Below are 15731 nucleotides of genomic sequence, written 5' to 3'. Positions count from 1 at the left end.
GGGAGACCGCGTGCTGAAGGAACCCTGAGAAGCCGGGTTCCTTCACACGCCCCTCTGTCCTGCCGGACATCTCCCCCTCAAGGGGGGAGATCAGCAGTTTCGCTGCCTCGCCAAATCCCCAACGTTGAAGATTGGCGAAACCGGGAGGAACAGCCAATCTCCCCGCTTGAGGGGGAGATGTCCGGCAGGACAGAGGGGGGTGCTTGGCGCAAACCTCAATCATGCCGGCTCGTCCATCAAATGCAAATGCTCGCGGTTGAACGTCAGCACCACCGCTTCGCCTTCCGCCGGCAGCTTTGTCCCGGCCGGCACGATGGCGTGCAGCCTCAAGCCGTCGGCGTCGAGCGCCAGCCTGGTCGTGGCGCCGAGATAGTTGGTTCCGACCAGGCGCGCGGCAACCCCTTCGCCTTTCGCAATGCTGCCGATGCGGATCGATTCGGGGCGCAGGCTGCCCCAGCGGTCCTGGCCGGAATAACGCTGGACGAAATCCGGCGGCAACACATTGGAGGAGCCGACGAAATCGGCGACGAAGCGTGTCCTGGGCCGCTGGTAGATGTCTTCCGGCGTGCCGATCTGCATGATCTTGCCGTCATTGAAGACGGCAACGCGGTCGGCCATCGACAGCGCTTCGCCCTGATCATGGGTGACGAAGACGAAGGTGATGCCGAGCGCCTTCTGCAGCGACTTCAGCTCTTCCTGCATGTTCTCGCGCAGCTTGAGGTCGAGCGCGCCGAGCGGCTCGTCGAGCAAAAGCACCTTGGGCTGGTTGACCAGCGCACGGGCCAGCGCGACGCGCTGGCGTTGGCCGCCGGAGAGCTGGCCGGGACGGCGGGCGCCATAGCCGGGAAGCCGCACCAGTGACAATGCCTCTTCCGCCGCCTTCTGCCGCTGCGGCTTGGCGATGCCCTTGACCATCAGCCCGTAGGCGACATTGTCCAGCACGTTCAAATGCGGGAACAGCGCGTAGTCCTGGAACACCGTGTTGACGTTGCGGCGATAGGGCGGCACGCCCTCGGCGCGGTCGCCGAAGATCGAGATCGAGCCCGATGTCGGCTGCTCGAAGCCGGCGATGAGGCGCAGGCAGGTCGTCTTGCCGGACCCCGACGGACCAAGCATGGCGAAGAACTCGCCCGGCACGATGTCGAGATCGACCGCATCGACGGCGCGCACGCTGCCGAAATGGCGAGAGACTTTCTGGAAGGAAACGGCCGAGGTCATGGGCTGTCCTGATCTGTTGCCGGTTTGTGGTTCGTCGAAATAGCTCTTGCCGCCACCAATCAGGCCAGCGGGCACGGCACTTCACCTCCCCCTCGATGGGGAGGTCGCGGCGCAGCCGCGGGGGGGGGTGACTAGCACCGGACGTCAGCGCTGCCCCCACCCCGACGCTGCGCGTCGACCCTCCCCACAAGGGGGTGGGTTAAAGGGAGCTCAACGCCCGCCGATGACGCCGATATAGTCGGACACCCAGCGGTAGTAAGGCACGCACTGGTCGTTCTGGGTTGCGCACTTGGAGACCGGGGTCTTCCAGAACTTGATCTTGTCGAAGTTCTCGTAGCCGTTGGTCTTGCAGCCTTCCTCGCCGAGCAGCTCGTTGCCCTTGCAGGCAGCGGGCACCACGGGGAGCGAGCCGAACCAGGCCGAGACATCGCCCTGGACCTTGGGCGACAGCGAATGCTCAAGCCACATATAGGCGCAGTTGGGATGCGCGGCGTCGGCCTCCATCATGGTGGTGTCGGCCCAGCCGGTGACGCCTTCTTCCGGCACGGTCGAGGCGACCGGCTTCTTGGCGGCAACCAGCGTGTTGACCTGGTAAGGCCACGAACCGGAAGCGACGACGCCTTCGTTCTGGAAATCGTCGACCTGGATGGCGGCGTCATGCCAGTAGCGGCCGACCAGCGTCCGCTGAACACGCAGCAGCTCGAGCGCTGCCTTGTACTGGTCTTCGTTCAATTCGTACGGGTCCTTAATGCCGAGTTCCGGCTTGTGGAACATCAAATAGTTGGCGGCGTCGGCGATGTGGATCGGGCCGTCATAGGCCTGGACGCGGCCCTTGTTGGACTTGCCGTCCGGCAGGTTCATTTCCTCGAAGACGACGTTCCAGCTCTTGGGCGCTTCCTTGAAGACATCGGTGTTGTACATCAGGATGTTCGGGCCCCACTGATAGGGAACGCCGTAATGCACCTTGTCGACGGTGAACCAGGGCGCATCCTTCAGACGGTCGTCTACCGCCTTCCAGCTCGGGATGAGATCGGTGTTGATCGGCTGCACGCGCTTGCCGGCAACGAGGCGCAGCGATGCGTCACCCGAAGCGGTGACTAGATCGAACCCACCCTCATTCATCAGCGAGACCATCTCGTCGGAGGTGTTCGCGGTCTTGACGTTGACCTTGCAGCCGCTCTCCTTCTCGAAGGAGGTCACCCAGTCATAGCCCTTGTCGGTTTCGCCGCGCTCGATGTACCCCGGCCAGGCAACGATGCTGACCTCCCCTTCGCCCTTGCCAAGTTCCTTGACCTGGGCGACAGCCTGACCGGAAAAGGTCAGCGCGACCATCAAGGCGGTGCACGTCTTCAGGAATGAATTCATCGTCAATCTCCCATTTGGCGCCTGACTGCGAAGCGAGTCGCCGCCGCGGTCAGCCGCAGGCTGAAAAGCGTCAGTTCATCCGATGGCACGTTGCCGCTCTGATGGCGGCTTTCGTCCCTGACATGAAAAGTGCTCGGAAAATTCCGGTTTCGCAAATTCATTTATCAGAAACGCGATATCGGTTTTTCCGATAGATAACCACGCACCCTATCAACGCTGCTGGCGGACCATACGCTGCGACTGGGCAAGGCCGATGAAGTCGCGCGACGCCTGCGGCAGACCGGAGCCGCGGCGCCAGACGATGCCGACCTGGACGACCGGCAGGGAACCCGAAATGTCGCGCGATTCGATGCGGTCGCCTTCCAGCGACCACGGCCGGTAGACTAGGTCGGGCAGCAACGCCACGCCCGCACCTGTGGCGACGAGGCTGCGAACGGCTTCGACCGAGCGGGTGCGAAAGGCGACATGCGGCCTGGCGCCGATCGCCGCCAGAAGCTTGCCGGTGTTCTCCTCGATCTCGTCGACGGTCAGCATGATCAGCGGCTCGCCGGCAATGTCGCCTATGCCGATAATGTCGGCGCTGGCCAGCTTGTGGCCGAGCGGGACCCACAGCCGGTAGGCCGAGACCTCGAGGATTTCCGACTGCAGCGCGGTGCGGTCGCGCAAATTGGAGGTGACCATGACGGCAATGTCGAGCTTGCCGCCGATCAGCAGATGTTCGAGATAGTCGCCATTGTCCTCGATGGCCGAGACATCGACGCCGGGATAGGCGCGGCGGTAGCGCGCCAGCAGATCGGACAGCACATAGCCCGCGACCAGCGAGGTGACGCCGAGCTGCAGGCGCCCGCCGGCCACCACCTGGTCGTCGGAGAAAGCGCGGCGCGCATCGGAGACGTCGGCCAGGATCTTGGTCGCATGGCGCAGGAACTGGTGGCCTTTGTGAGTAATGTTGAGGCCACGCGGATGGCGCTCGAACAATTCGACGCCGAGATCGCTCTCCAGCTCCTTGATCGCCTCGGTGACCGAGGATTGCGAGATGGAGAGGTTTTGTGCGGCGCCCGACACCGTGCCTTGCTCGGCGACGGCAATGAAGAACTGCAGCTGACGGATGGTGAAAGCCATGGCCGGACTAAACACCGGCGCGACGGGGAAGGAAAGCCGAAGGCGGAGCTTATACCCATACGGCTTGAGGCGCCTCCTGGTCAGCCGAACCCGAGGCGCCGCCGGCAGGCAGGACCGTAGCGAAGCGCGAGCATGAACGCCGTCTCCAGCGCCAGGACGATGACGATGATGCGAAAGCCGATGGCATAGGAATCCCGGCCGCTGCCGCGCATAAGGTAGCCGGTGACGAGGAAGCCGGTGTTCCATAGCGTGGCGCCGAGCAGCGTCGCCGCCGCGAAGGGCAAGAGTGGAAGACGGAGCGCGCCGGCCGCGATCGGCAGATAGTTGCGAACCGTCGGGATGAACTGCGCCAGCAAGGAGACCCGGACATGATGGCGGCGGTAGGCCTGACCAAACTTGCTGTAGGTCGCATAGCGCAAGCAGACATATTTGCCGAAACGCTCGACCAGCCTGTCGGCACGATCCAATCCAATCCTACGGCCCACACTATACCAGACAAGGCAGCCTGTGATGGCGGACAGCGTCGTCACCAGAAGCAGGATCGCCAGCGCCAGGAGATCGGAGGCTGCCGTCATGCCGAGGAACAGCAGCAGCACATGCGAGGGCGGCAGCGGCAGGATCTTTTCAGTGAAGGCGAGACAGCCGACACCAAGCAGGCCGAAGCCCAGGATCGCCGACAGTGGATCAGTCATGCGAAGCGCCAGTCATAGGTTTTGAGGTTCTTGATCCTGGACACCTTATACACCGTCATACACCGTCGCCGGCGGAAAGTTGCGGAATGTCCGGCCAAGCCGGGTCCGCTTCCAGGTCGGAGCGCGCAAGCGTCCAGGAAAGACAAGGCATCGTTTGCAGCATGGTGGCCTCATTGCTGATGCGGGCGATTCGCCCGGCCCGCATTTCGACGAGGCGCTGTTTGCGGCTGCCAAGTTGCATGGACATTGCGAAGAGCGGGATGATTGAAAAACAATTTTTCACCAGAACGACATCTTATGCGGCCGGCGACGCGGCGCGCATGATGCACAACATCGCCTTCGTGGTATCGGGTGGCGGCATGGGCCGGGATCGCGGCGCGCCAGTCGCTGGTGTTTGGCTAGGCCGCAGCGATGCTGAGGCGCGCTCCAGCCTCGGCAAGTGCCGAGGCAATGTCGCGCGGCGGCGGCTGGTCGGTGGCGAGTTCGGAAAAACCGTCGAAGCCGCAGACCTGGACCAGACCCTGGCGACCGAACTTGGTGTGGTCGGTGATGACCAGCGAGCGCTGGCCGCGCGACAGCACCATGCGGGCGAACTCCGCCTCTTCCAGATCGTAGTCGGCAAGGCCTGCGGCGGCATCGACGGCGCCGATCGAAATCACCGCATGGCTGACCGAGAAGCGGCTGACGAAATCGATCGCCGAGGCGCCGAAGGCGGCCCCGGAATCGCTGCGCAATTCGCCCCCGGCCATATAGACCTTGTTGCCGTTGACGGTGGCCAGCGTGCGGGCGATGTCGGATGAATTGGTGACGACCGTCAGCCGCCGGTGGCCGAGCAGTTCGCGGGCCAGGAACGAGGTCGTGGTGCCGGTGTCCAGCATGACCGATTCACCGTCGCGAATGGTGGCAGCGACCATGCGGGCGATCAGACGCTTGGCCTCGGCATTGTCGCGCATGCGCCGCTCGAAGGGCGCTTCGCCGGCCATCGACGGCAGGCCGATGGCGCCATGCATCTTGAGCACCGAGCCATTGCCGGTCAGTGGCTTGACATCCCGGCGCACCGTTTCAAGCGAAACCCCCAGCCGGTCGGCGAGGCTGGCAATGGTGACGGTGCCCTCTTCCTTGAGGAGGCGGAGGATTTCGCCATGCCGTTTCGAATGGATCATCTGGCTTCCTCAATTTGCGGCCTGCCCGGTTTTAGGGCAATGCCGCCGTTTTTAAAGGAATTGCTCGTGGTTTCGGGCAAAACACCCAAAAAAAGTCGCAACATTTCATTGACAGTTAGGTAGCACTGGCGTGACATTGACGGCGTGACAGCTTCGGAACTGCCACGGGAGGGTGATGGCAGAGCCGCAATTCACGGACCGGACCGTCTGGCCAGACCGTCTGGGTTTGAACTGGCACAAAAGTTTCTCAAATCCGCGGGGGCGGAGACCGGGTATCAAAACCTGGCCAGAGGGGCTCGTCGGTGCGGCGCGGGATAGGAGTTCCTGCGTCCCGCACCGACGAGATTTTTTGCGTTTCCCAACGCTCGTTGCGCGGCGCATGGCGCCCAGGAAAGCTCCGCAAAAGTCAGGGATGGCCCCGTGACTGCTGAAGACCGCATCCGGGCCTTGCCTTGCTGGAATGGCAGCATCGACATTGCGCCGCTGCCGGGCGGCCTCAGCAACGCCAACTATCTGGTCAAGGACGCGGCCGGGCGGCATGTCGTGCGCTTCGGCCAGGACTATCCATTTCACCACGTCTTTCGCGACCGCGAGGTGATGACGGCCCGCGCGGCGCACGCCGCAGGCTTCGCGCCGGCGGTCCACCATTCCGAACCCGGCATCATGGTCACGGAATTTCTCGGCGCGAAAACCTATGTTGCCGAGGACGTGCGCGCCAATATCGGCCGCGTCGCGGCCCTTATGCGCGGGTTCCATCGCGAGATGCCCAATCACATCTCCGGCGCCGGCTTCATGTTCTGGGTCTTCCATGTCATCCGCGACTATGCGCGAACGCTGAGCGAAGGCGGCAGCCGCAAGCGCGACGAGCTGCCCAGGCTGCTGGCTCTGGCCGACGAGTTGGAGCGGGCCCAGAAACTGCTGCCGATCGTCTTCGGCCACAATGATCTTTTGCCGGCAAATATTCTCGACGATGGCGACAGGTTGTGGCTCATCGATTTCGAATATGCCGGTTTCAACACCGCGATGTTCGATCTTGCCGGCGTTGCCTCCAACGCCGAGATGAGCGACGCGGAGTCCTTCACTTTCCTCACGGCGTATTTCATGCGCGAGCCGGATGAGGCGATCCGCCGCTCGCACGCGGCCATGCAATGCGCCTCGCTGCTGCGCGAGGCGATGTGGAGCATGGTTTCCGAACTTTACCTAGACGCGCCCGGCATCGACTACGTCGCCTACACCGCAGAGAACCTGACGCGGCTTGACGCGGCGCTGGGCAATTACCGCACGAAGTACGGGACCCAGTCATGACATTGCCCACACATGCCGGCATCGTCGTCATCGGCGGCGGCATTATGGGCTGTTCGACGGCCTATCACCTGGCGCGCGACCACAAGGCCGATGTCGTGCTGCTGGAACAGGGCAAGCTGACCTCGGGCTCGACCTGGCATGCGGCCGGGCTGGTCGGCCAGCTGCGCTCGTCGGCCTCGATCACCCGCGTGCTCAAATATTCGGTCGAGCTCTACAAGGGACTGGAAGCCGAAACCGGGCTCGCTACCGGCTGGAAGATGACCGGGTGCCTCAGGCTTGCGACCAATGCCGACCGCTGGACCGAATATAAACGGCTGGCGACGACGGCCAGGAGCTTCGGCATGGACATGCAGTTGCTGTCGCCGGGGGAGGTCAAAAAGATGTGGCCGCTGCTGGAGACCGGCGACCTCGTCGGCGCCTCCTGGCTGCCGACCGATGGGCAGGCCAGCCCCTCCGACATCACGCAGTCGCTGGCCAAGGGCGCGCGCATGCATGGCGCCAAGCTGTTCGAGGACGTCCGCGTTACCGGCTTTGACGTGACGGACGGGCACATCACCGCGGTGAAGACCAACAAGGGCGATATTGCTTGCGACAAGGTGGTGAACTGCGCCGGGCAATGGTCACGCCAGGTCGGCGCGATGGCCGGCATTTGCGTGCCGCTGCAACCGGTCAAGCACCAGTACATCATCACCGAGAAGGTCGACGGGCTGGCGACCGACGCGCCGACAATCCGCGATCCCGACCGCCGTACCTATTTCAAGGAAGAGGTCGGCGGGCTGGTGATGGGCGGCTATGAGCCGAACCCGCAGGCCTGGGCGACCGGCCTGCCCGGCGGCGATGTCCCCGATGACTGGGAGTTCCGCCTGTTCGACGACGACTACGATCATTTCGAACAGCATATGAGCCAGGCGATCGCGCGCGTGCCGGCGCTGGAGACGGTCGGCGTCAAGCAGATGATCAACGGGCCGGAGAGTTTTACGCCGGACGGCAATTTCATCCTCGGTGTCGCGCCCGAATGCGCCAACATGTTCGTCGGCGCCGGCTTCAACGCCTTCGGCATCGCTTCCGGCGGCGGCGCCGGCTGGGTGCTGGCGCAATGGGTTGTCGATGGTGAAGCGCCGCTCGACCTTTGGGTGGTCGACATCAGGCGCTTTTCCAATTTGCACCGCGACCGGCAATGGGTCAGCGATCGCACGCTGGAAGCCTATGGCAAGCATTACACGATCGGCTTTCCGCATGAGGAGTACGTCTCGGGCCGGCCGCGCATCGTCTCGCCGCTCTACGAGCGGCTGAAAGCGCACCGCGCGGTGTTCGGCTCCAAGCTCGGCTGGGAACGGCCGAACTGGTTCGCGCCGCAGGGCGCCACATCCGAAGACATTTATTCCATGGGCCGGCAGAACTGGTTTGGCCCGGTCGGCGAAGAGCATCGCCATGTGCGCGAGAAGGTCGGCATCTTCGACCAGTCGTCCTTCGCCAAATACGAAATGACGGGTTCGGATGCGGCTAAGGCGCTGGACTGGATCTGCGCCAACGATGTCGCCAAGCCGGTGGGACGGCTGACCTACACGCAGCTTCTCAACACGCGCGGCGGCATCGAGGCCGATTTGACGGTGGCCAGGCTCGCCGAAGACAAATTCTACATCGTGACCGGCACCGGCTTCCGCACGCATGATCTCTCCTGGATCGGCGACCATGTCGGCAAGGGCCTCGACGTGACGTTGAAAGATGTCACCGAGGATTTCGGCACGCTGTCGCTGATGGGGCCGCGCGCCCGCGATGTGCTTTCGGCCGTCACCGACGCGGATGTCTCGAATGTCGCCTTCCCGTTCGGCCATGTCAGCGAGATCGCCATTGCCGGTCATACGGTTCGGGCGCTGCGCGTCACCTATGTCGGCGAGCTTGGTTGGGAATTGCATGTGCCGATCGCCGCCACCGGCGAGATTTTCGACACGGTGATGGCGGCAGGCAAGCCGCACGGCATCCGGCCGATCGGCTACCGGGCGCTGGAATCACTTCGGCTGGAGAAAGGCTACCGCGCCTGGGCCTCCGACATCACCCCCAACGACACGCCTCAGGAGGCCGGCCTCGGCTGGGCGGTGAAGCTGAGAAAGAACACGGATTTCGTCGGCCGGCGGGCGCTCGAAAAGATCAGCGGCGCCGACCTGAAGAAACGCTTTGCCGGCTTCACGGTCGACGATCCCGATATCGTGCTGGTCGGGCGCGAGACGATTTTGCGCAATGGCGAACCGGTCGGCTATCTCACCAGCGGCGGTTATGGCTACACGCTGGCTAAGAACATCGGCTATGGCTATGTCCGCAACGCCGATGGCGTCAGCGACGATTTTCTCAGCTCAGGCGACTATGAGCTGGTGGTGGCGATGGAACGGACGCCGGCCAAGATCCATCTCGAGCCGATGTACGATCCTTCGATGAGCAGGATCAAGGCATAGCCCGAGCCCGGATTTGAGGTCAAAGGATTCAGCTCACGCGCAGCACAAGGCCGCGGCTGGGCACGGTATCCGCCTCGCCCGGCATCGAGACATAGGGCGCCGTCTCCTCGGCGGGGACAACCCTGCCCTCAGCTTCGAGTACAGCGATGCGTTCGGCGAAGCCGGCGTTCCACAGCGTGTTCTTGATGGTCAGCACGATGACGCCACCGGGACGGCAGACGCGGATCAGTTCGTCCAGCCCCTCGGCGCCGACATGGCCGGAGGTGAAAACGCCGGCCGAGACGATGCCGGCATAGGCATTGTCGGCAAAGGGCAGTGGCCCGCCGAGCGCCAGGCAATGCAGCGCCGAATAGACGCCCTTTGCCGCCGCTTTAGACAGCATGCCTTGCGAAATATCGAGCGCTTCGACCTGGGGATAGCCGGTGATGGCTAGCCACTCGCCGATCAGCCCGGTGCCGGCGCCGGCGTCGAGAAGCGGTGCGGCGCCGCGCGGCAGATGCCGTGCGAGCAGGGCCAGGCAGATCGTCGGATGGCGGTAGCCGGCGGCCGACATGTCGGCATCGTAGGTTTCCGACCAACTGTCATAGATCGCGGCGACGTCCTCGGGCCGTTGCGCCGCATAGGCGGCGCCAAGCCCGCCATGATCCTTGTTGCCCGCCATGGCTGTTTCTCCGCCAGCTCGCTGCTCACCCTCGATCGGATGATAGCCAAACGGCGAAAACTGTGGAACCGTTGTCGCAAGAAATAACACGCCAGGGGCAACAGGCATGGGGACCGACGAGGCACGCGCAACACTTGCGGCAATTCCGGCATTAGCGGGCTACGACGGACCGCTGGAGCGGCTGGGCGGGATGACCAATCTCGTCTTTCGGGCCGGCGATATCTGCCTGCGTATCCCCGGCAAAGGCACCGAGGAGTATATCAACCGCGCTAATGAGGCGGTGGCGGCGCGTGAGGCGGCCAAAGCGGGCGTCAGTCCCGAGGTGCTGCATGTCGACCCCGCGACAGGCGTGCTGGCGAGCCGCTTCGTTGCCGGCGCCGTGACGATGTCGCCGGAAAAGTTCAAGCTGCGCGCCGGCAGCCCGGCCCGCGCCGGCGAAGCCTTCCGCAGGCTGCACGCGTCCGGTGCGGTGTTTCCGTTCCGCTTCGAGCTGTTTGCGATGATCGACGACTATCTCAAGGTCTTATCGACCAAGGACGTCGCCTTGCCGCCGGGCTACCACGACGTGGTGCGCGAATCCGACACCGTGCGTGCCGCCCTTGCCGCGCATAGACTGCCGCTTGCGGCCTGCCATTGCGATCCGCTGTGCGAGAATTTTCTCGATACGGGCGAGCGGATGTGGATCGTCGACTGGGAATATTCGGGGATGAACGATCCGCTCTGGGACCTCGGCGACCTCTCGGTCGAAGGCCGGTTCGACACCGCGCAAGAGGAAGAGATGATGCGCGCCTATTTCGGCGGCGAGGCGAAACCGGCCGAGCGCGGCCGCGTCGTTATCTACAAGGCGATGTGCGACCTGTTGTGGACGTTGTGGGGGCTGATCCAGCTTGCCAACAACAACCCGGTCGAGGACTTCCGCGCCTATGCCGACGGCCGCTTCGCCCGTTGCAAGGCGCTGATGGAAACGCCTGAGTTTTCACGGCATCTGGCGGCGGTGCGCCAAGGTGAGGTCAATTCACGCCTTTCGGCACGTTCTCCGGCGGCACGACTGTTTCGACCACCTTCTGGCGGTGGAAGATGAACAGGCCGGCGAGCACGACGATGGCCGAGCCGATCAGGATGCGCGGTCCCGGCACGTCGCCGAAGAATGCCAGGCCGAAGATCACCGCCCATAGAAGCAGGCTGTAGTGCAGCGGCGCCAGCGTCGAGGCAGGGGCCAGTTTCAGCGCCCTGGTAATCATCAGATGCGCGCTGCAGGAGACGATGCCGAGCAGGAGCATGGCGCCGAAATCGAGTGCCGAGGGCGTCTGCCAGGCGCCTATGGTCATCACGCCGCCGACCAGCAGCGTGCCGATAGTCTGCCAGGTGACCAGCGTTGTGTCGCTGGTGCCGCGCAGGCGGCGGCTGAGGATGATGGCAAAGGCGAAGGCGATGCTGCCGACCAGCGCGAACAGCGAGGACTGCGAAAACGCCGCCGAAGAGGGTTTCAAGATGATCAGCACGCCGCAGAAGCCGACCAGGATGGCGGCCCAGCGACGCCAGCCGACCTTTTCGCCGAGCAGGAAATGCGACAGCGCCGCCACATAGATCGGCCCGGCCATGTAGAAGCTCATCACATCGGCCAGCGGCAGATAGACGACGGCCGCGTAAAACAAGGCTGTGTCCACCGTGGTCGCCAGCACGCGAAGAATCTGGAGGACCGGCCGCTCCATCTGGAACAGTCTGCCGGCGCCCTGGTTGGCGATCATCGGGCCGAGCACGATGAAGGCCCCGATCGATCGGATCAGCACCACCTGGCCGACCGAGAAGCTGGCGACCAGCCATTTGCCCATCGCGTCGTTCAGCGCGAACATGAAGTCGCCGGCCAGCATCAAAAGGATGCCGGCCAGAAGCGCGTTCCTGATGGTAAAGGTGCGGACGAGCGACTGGGCCATGCGGCTCCCTAGCTGCAAGCGGCCGCTTTGACGAGGCAAATCGGTAAGACCAGCGGCGGAAATCGGCTGTTTCTACGCAGTTTTGTGCCGCCGGTTCACCTGTCCGGGACGGCCGGCGATCGACAGCCGTGTCTCCTGTTTCGTGCGCTCGGCCACCACCTTGCCCCTGGCGACGACGCACAGCCGTTCGGCACGCAGCCTCAAGGCCTCGATCGGGTTGCCTGCATCGAGGATGACGAAGCTGGCGCGCTTGCCCACGGCAAGGCCGAGATGATCGAGGCCCATGATGGCGGCGTTGACATTGGTGACCATGTCGAAGCAGCGTGCCATGTCGGCAGGGCTCGACATCTGAGCGACGTGAAGCCCCATGAAGGCGACGTCGAGCATGTCGGCGGTGCCCAGCGAATACCAGGGGTCGAGAACGCAATCCTGGCCCCAACCGACGCGGATGCCGAGCGCCAGCATCTCCTTCACCCGGGTCATTCCGCGGCGTTTGGGAAACGTGTCGTGGCGGCCCTGCAGCATGATGTTGATCAACGGATTGGGGATCGCCGACACACCGGCCTCGGCAATCAGCGGCAGGAGCTTGGAGACGTAATAATTGTCCATCGAGTGCATTGAAGTCAGATGCGAGCCGGCCACCTTGCCCTGAAGGCCAAGGCGCTGCGTCTCACAGGCAAGCTGCTCGATGTGGCGCGACAGCGGATCGTCGGTCTCGTCGCAATGCAGGTCGACCATCAGCCCGCGCTTCGCCGCGATTTCGCACAATTCGGTCACCGAGCGCGTGCCGTCGACCATGGTGCGTTCGAAATGCGGGATGCCGCCGACGATGTCGACGCCCATGTCGAGCGCGCGCAGCGTGTTCTGGCGCGCCGTCGGCGAACGGTAGAAGCCATCCTGCGGGAAAGCGACCAGTTGCAGATCGATATAGGGCGCGACAATCTTCTTGACGTCGAGCAGCGCCTCGACCGCCAGCAGCCGGTCGTCGCAGACATCGACATGGGTACGGATGGCGAGCAGGCCCATCGAGACCGCCCAGTCGCAATAGGCGAGCGCCCGCTCGCGAACCGCGTTATGGGTCAACAGCGGCTTCAGTTCGCCCCACAGCGAAATGCCTTCCAGCAGCGTACCCGAAGCGTTGATGCGTGGAATGCCGTAGGACAGCGTCGCATCCATATGGAAATGCGGATCGACGAAGGGAGGCGAGATCAGATTGCCACGGGCGTCGATCGCCGTGCCGGCGCTGACATGCAGTTCGGGCTCGATGGCGACGATCGTCTCGCCGATGATGCCGAGGTCGGCGACGGTGCCGTCGGGCAGCGTTCCGCCGCGCACAACAAGGTCGAAATCCATCTGTCGTCATCTCCCTGAAGCTCGAACGCCGCAATCGTGGCGCAAAAGACACCGTGCCGCAGCCGATTGTCTCCGCGACAGCGAAAGGTTCCATCCGGCCACAACTCGCTCTATAAGCCGCCTTTCGCCCTGGTGGCGAATCCGAAATTCGTCAGTCAGGCATGGGATCGGCCATTTGTTTCGCTTCTTCCGTTCGACGGAAAACCAGCGCCTTATCGCAAGGCTTTTGCGGGAATCCTTTCACGCGCATAGATTTGGCTACGCTGCGGCCATTCTGTCGATGCTGGTTGTGGCGGCAACGACAGCAGCCAGCGCCTATATGCTGCGCGAAATCACCAATGAATTCGTGGTTTATAAGAGGATTGGGCAGGTCAATCTGATCGCGGCGGCGACCGGAGCGATTTTCATTCTCAAGGGCTTCGCAAACTTCATCCAGGCCTACTTCATGAGCAGGGTCGGCAATGCCATCATCGCCGACCGGCAGCGCAAGATCTATGACAGCATTCTCGCGCAAGGCATCGAATTCTATCATTCGACATCTTCGTCCGAACTGATTTCGCGCATGACGAACAATGCCCAGGCCGCGCGCAGCGTGCTCGACCAAATCGTCACGTCCTATGTTCGCGACCTGGTGACGCTGGCTGCGCTGGTGGGGGTGATGGTCTGGCAGCAGCCGGCGCTGTCCCTGATCTGTCTGGTGATCGGGCCGATCGCCATTTACGGCGTCAATCGTATCCTGAAGCGCGTCCGAAAAATTGCCTCGCAAGAATTCCGTTCGCTCGGCCAGATCGTGCAGGTGATGCAGGAAACTGCGATCGGCGTGCGCGTCGTCAAATCCTTCGGCCTCGAAGGCGCCATGCGGAAGCGCATGTACAAGGCCGTGTCGGACGTGGAGAGCCGCGCCAACAACATCGCCACGCTGGAGGCCGCCACCAGCCCGGTTATGGAAACGCTTGCGGGGCTGGCCATCGCTGGCGCCGTTTTTGTCAGCGGCTTCCTGGTTCTGGGCGGCGGCGGTCAGATGCCGGGCAACATCATGGCCTTCATCGCGGCGCTGCTGTTGGCCTATGAGCCGGCCAAGCGCCTGGCCCGCGTACGCATCTCGCTTGAAACCGGCATTGTCGGCGTGCGCATGATGTTCCAGCTCGCCGACCGGCCGCTGACGCTGGCCGAAAAGCCGGATGCAAAGCCGCTGCGGGCCGGGCCGGGCGAGATCCATTTCGACAATGTCAGCTTCGCCTACCCCGAAAGCTCGCCGGTGTTCGAGGGACTGGACCTGACGCTTGCCGCCGGCAAAATGACGGCGCTGGTCGGACCCTCGGGCAGCGGCAAGTCGACCATCCTCAACCTGATCATGCGCATGTACGACCCGCAGGTCGGCAGGGTGATGTTCGACGGGCAGGACATTTCTTGTGCCACGCTCACCTCGGTCAGGGAAAAGATCGCCTATGTCAGCCAGGACACGTTCCTGTTTGCCGGCACGATCATGCACAACATCAGGCTCGGGCGCGAGGGCGCCACGGACGAGGAAGTAATGGCCGCCGCAAGGGCCGCCAATGCACATGACTTCATCAGCGCCCAGGCGAAAGGGTACGACACGGATGTCGGCGAGAATGGCGCGCTGCTGTCAGGCGGCCAGCGCCAGCGCATCTCGATCGCGCGCGCCATGCTGCGCAATGCCGAAATCCTGCTGCTAGACGAGGCGACCAGCGCGCTCGACGCCGAATCCGAGGCGCTTTTCCGCGACGCGCTGCAGCAGCTGACGGTCGGGCGCACCACCATCGTCATTGCCCACCGCCTGTCGACCGTGCACCAGGCCGACACGATCGTGGTGCTGGAGGCCGGCAAGGTGGTGGAAAGCGGCGCGCATCGCACGCTGCTCAACCAAGGCGGGCTGTATCAGAAGCTTTATGAATATCAGTTGATGCCATAACGGAGTGCGAGTATGCGCGCTGCTCGGTTCATGTCCTTTCTACGATCCGTCTTGTTGGGCACCTTTGCCGCGCAATCTCCTGCCATGGCTCTCGACTACGACAAGGCGCATCACCTCGACGCGGAGAACCTCGCCGAACAAGGAATCGCAAAGACCTACCAAGAAGTTTTGCCCGAGCTTCGGCAATATGTGAAAGACCCAATCGCAATCGAGGAAAGCGTAGACATGTACGCTTCACGATATGCCGTGCGCTCGGCTGGCCAGGAGTTCGTGATATACGCCCCGGATAGTGTGGGCAGCGAAGACAAAAGCTGGGGCACGGCCACTTATGTCTTCTTCAAAATCATCAATGACCAACTCACCCATTCGGGCGTGCGATACTACGCGCTCAACGGTGGAAACGACCTGTTCGGCATCTTCTTGACACCATCACAGGCGGAAGACGCAAAGCGATCGCTGCCAACCCGCACGGATTGGCCCTATCTTCCCGATCCGAAATCGCCTTGGTACGGCCAGTACCACTAGCCGGGCTGGA

Annotated in this window: 14 protein-coding genes; 5 read left to right on the top strand and 9 right to left on the bottom strand. The window is 63.2% G+C overall.

Annotated elements, in window-relative coordinates:
• Positions 1 to 219: 219 nt before the first annotated feature.
• From NKH35_RS02380 to NKH35_RS02355, 6 genes are all read right to left on the bottom strand, one after another.
• On the bottom strand, positions 220 to 1218 hold the full coding sequence (locus tag NKH35_RS02380; RefSeq protein WP_023692631.1) for an ABC transporter ATP-binding protein: 999 nt from the start codon (positions 1216 to 1218) through the stop codon (positions 220 to 222).
• A gap of 210 nt (positions 1219 to 1428) precedes the next feature.
• The gene (locus NKH35_RS02375) at positions 1429 to 2583 is read right to left on the bottom strand and encodes an ABC transporter substrate-binding protein (RefSeq protein ID WP_023698923.1); all 1155 of its coding nucleotides are present in this window, start codon (positions 2581 to 2583) and stop codon (positions 1429 to 1431) included.
• A 210-nt stretch (positions 2584 to 2793) separates the two neighbouring features.
• A complete protein-coding gene (locus tag NKH35_RS02370) occupies positions 2794 to 3705 on the bottom strand; it encodes a LysR family transcriptional regulator (protein WP_352913275.1) in 912 nt (303 codons plus the stop codon).
• 80 nt (positions 3706 to 3785) lie between these two features.
• Positions 3786 to 4397 carry a DedA family protein gene (locus tag NKH35_RS02365; protein WP_352913273.1) on the bottom strand — a complete coding sequence of 204 codons (612 nt, stop codon included), beginning with the start codon at positions 4395 to 4397 and terminating at the stop codon, positions 3786 to 3788.
• A gap of 55 nt (positions 4398 to 4452) precedes the next feature.
• Positions 4453 to 4638 carry a hypothetical protein gene (locus tag NKH35_RS02360; protein WP_156933986.1) on the bottom strand — a complete coding sequence of 62 codons (186 nt, stop codon included), beginning with the start codon at positions 4636 to 4638 and terminating at the stop codon, positions 4453 to 4455.
• 157 nt (positions 4639 to 4795) lie between these two features.
• Positions 4796 to 5560: a DeoR/GlpR family DNA-binding transcription regulator gene (locus tag NKH35_RS02355; RefSeq protein ID WP_023685103.1), complete on the bottom strand. Its 765-nt coding sequence runs from the start codon at positions 5558 to 5560 to the stop codon at positions 4796 to 4798.
• Positions 5561 to 5980: 420 nt separating this feature from the next.
• On the opposite strand from NKH35_RS02355, the gene NKH35_RS02350 reads away from it, so the two are divergent.
• Both NKH35_RS02350 and NKH35_RS02345 read left to right on the top strand, forming a co-directional pair.
• Positions 5981 to 6865: a phosphotransferase family protein gene (locus tag NKH35_RS02350; protein WP_023732493.1), complete on the top strand. Its 885-nt coding sequence runs from the start codon at positions 5981 to 5983 to the stop codon at positions 6863 to 6865.
• Positions 6862 to 9315 carry a GcvT family protein gene (locus NKH35_RS02345; protein ID WP_023732494.1) on the top strand — a complete coding sequence of 818 codons (2454 nt, stop codon included), beginning with the start codon at positions 6862 to 6864 and terminating at the stop codon, positions 9313 to 9315. The genes NKH35_RS02350 and NKH35_RS02345 overlap by 4 nt, the downstream gene beginning before the upstream one ends.
• A 28-nt stretch (positions 9316 to 9343) precedes the next feature.
• On the opposite strand, the gene NKH35_RS02340 is transcribed toward NKH35_RS02345, so the two are convergent.
• Positions 9344 to 9976, bottom strand: coding sequence for a class I SAM-dependent DNA methyltransferase (locus tag NKH35_RS02340; protein WP_023732495.1), 633 nt, complete (start codon positions 9974 to 9976; stop codon positions 9344 to 9346).
• A 106-nt stretch (positions 9977 to 10082) separates the two neighbouring features.
• Between NKH35_RS02340 and NKH35_RS02335 the strand changes: the two genes are divergently transcribed.
• Positions 10083 to 11057 (top strand): phosphotransferase family protein, encoded by a 975-nt coding sequence (locus NKH35_RS02335; RefSeq protein ID WP_023702650.1) that lies wholly within the window; start codon positions 10083 to 10085, stop codon positions 11055 to 11057.
• Here NKH35_RS02335 and NKH35_RS02330 read toward each other — a convergent pair.
• Both NKH35_RS02330 and NKH35_RS02325 read right to left on the bottom strand, forming a co-directional pair.
• The gene (locus NKH35_RS02330) at positions 10987 to 11910 is read right to left on the bottom strand and encodes a DMT family transporter (RefSeq protein WP_023688809.1); all 924 of its coding nucleotides are present in this window, start codon (positions 11908 to 11910) and stop codon (positions 10987 to 10989) included. The two genes, NKH35_RS02335 and NKH35_RS02330, sit on opposite strands and share 71 nt — an antisense overlap.
• Positions 11911 to 11982: 72 nt before the next feature.
• Positions 11983 to 13263: an amidohydrolase family protein gene (locus NKH35_RS02325; protein ID WP_352913270.1), complete on the bottom strand. Its 1281-nt coding sequence runs from the start codon at positions 13261 to 13263 to the stop codon at positions 11983 to 11985.
• 175 nt (positions 13264 to 13438) lie between these two features.
• Between NKH35_RS02325 and NKH35_RS02320 the strand changes: the two genes are divergently transcribed.
• Positions 13439 to 15196 (top strand): ABC transporter ATP-binding protein, encoded by a 1758-nt coding sequence (locus NKH35_RS02320; RefSeq protein WP_023702647.1) that lies wholly within the window; start codon positions 13439 to 13441, stop codon positions 15194 to 15196.
• A 54-nt stretch (positions 15197 to 15250) separates the two neighbouring features.
• Positions 15251 to 15721, top strand: a complete 471-nt coding sequence (locus NKH35_RS02315; protein WP_156033682.1) for a hypothetical protein — start codon at positions 15251 to 15253, stop codon at positions 15719 to 15721.
• The last annotated feature ends 10 nt before the right edge of the window (positions 15722 to 15731 follow it).

This window comes from Mesorhizobium sp. M1143 (assembly GCF_040318435.1).
Lineage (GTDB): Bacteria > Pseudomonadota > Alphaproteobacteria > Rhizobiales > Rhizobiaceae > Mesorhizobium.
The sequence above is the reverse complement of the archived record's forward strand: the minus strand, read 5'-3'. Positions and strand labels throughout refer to the sequence as shown.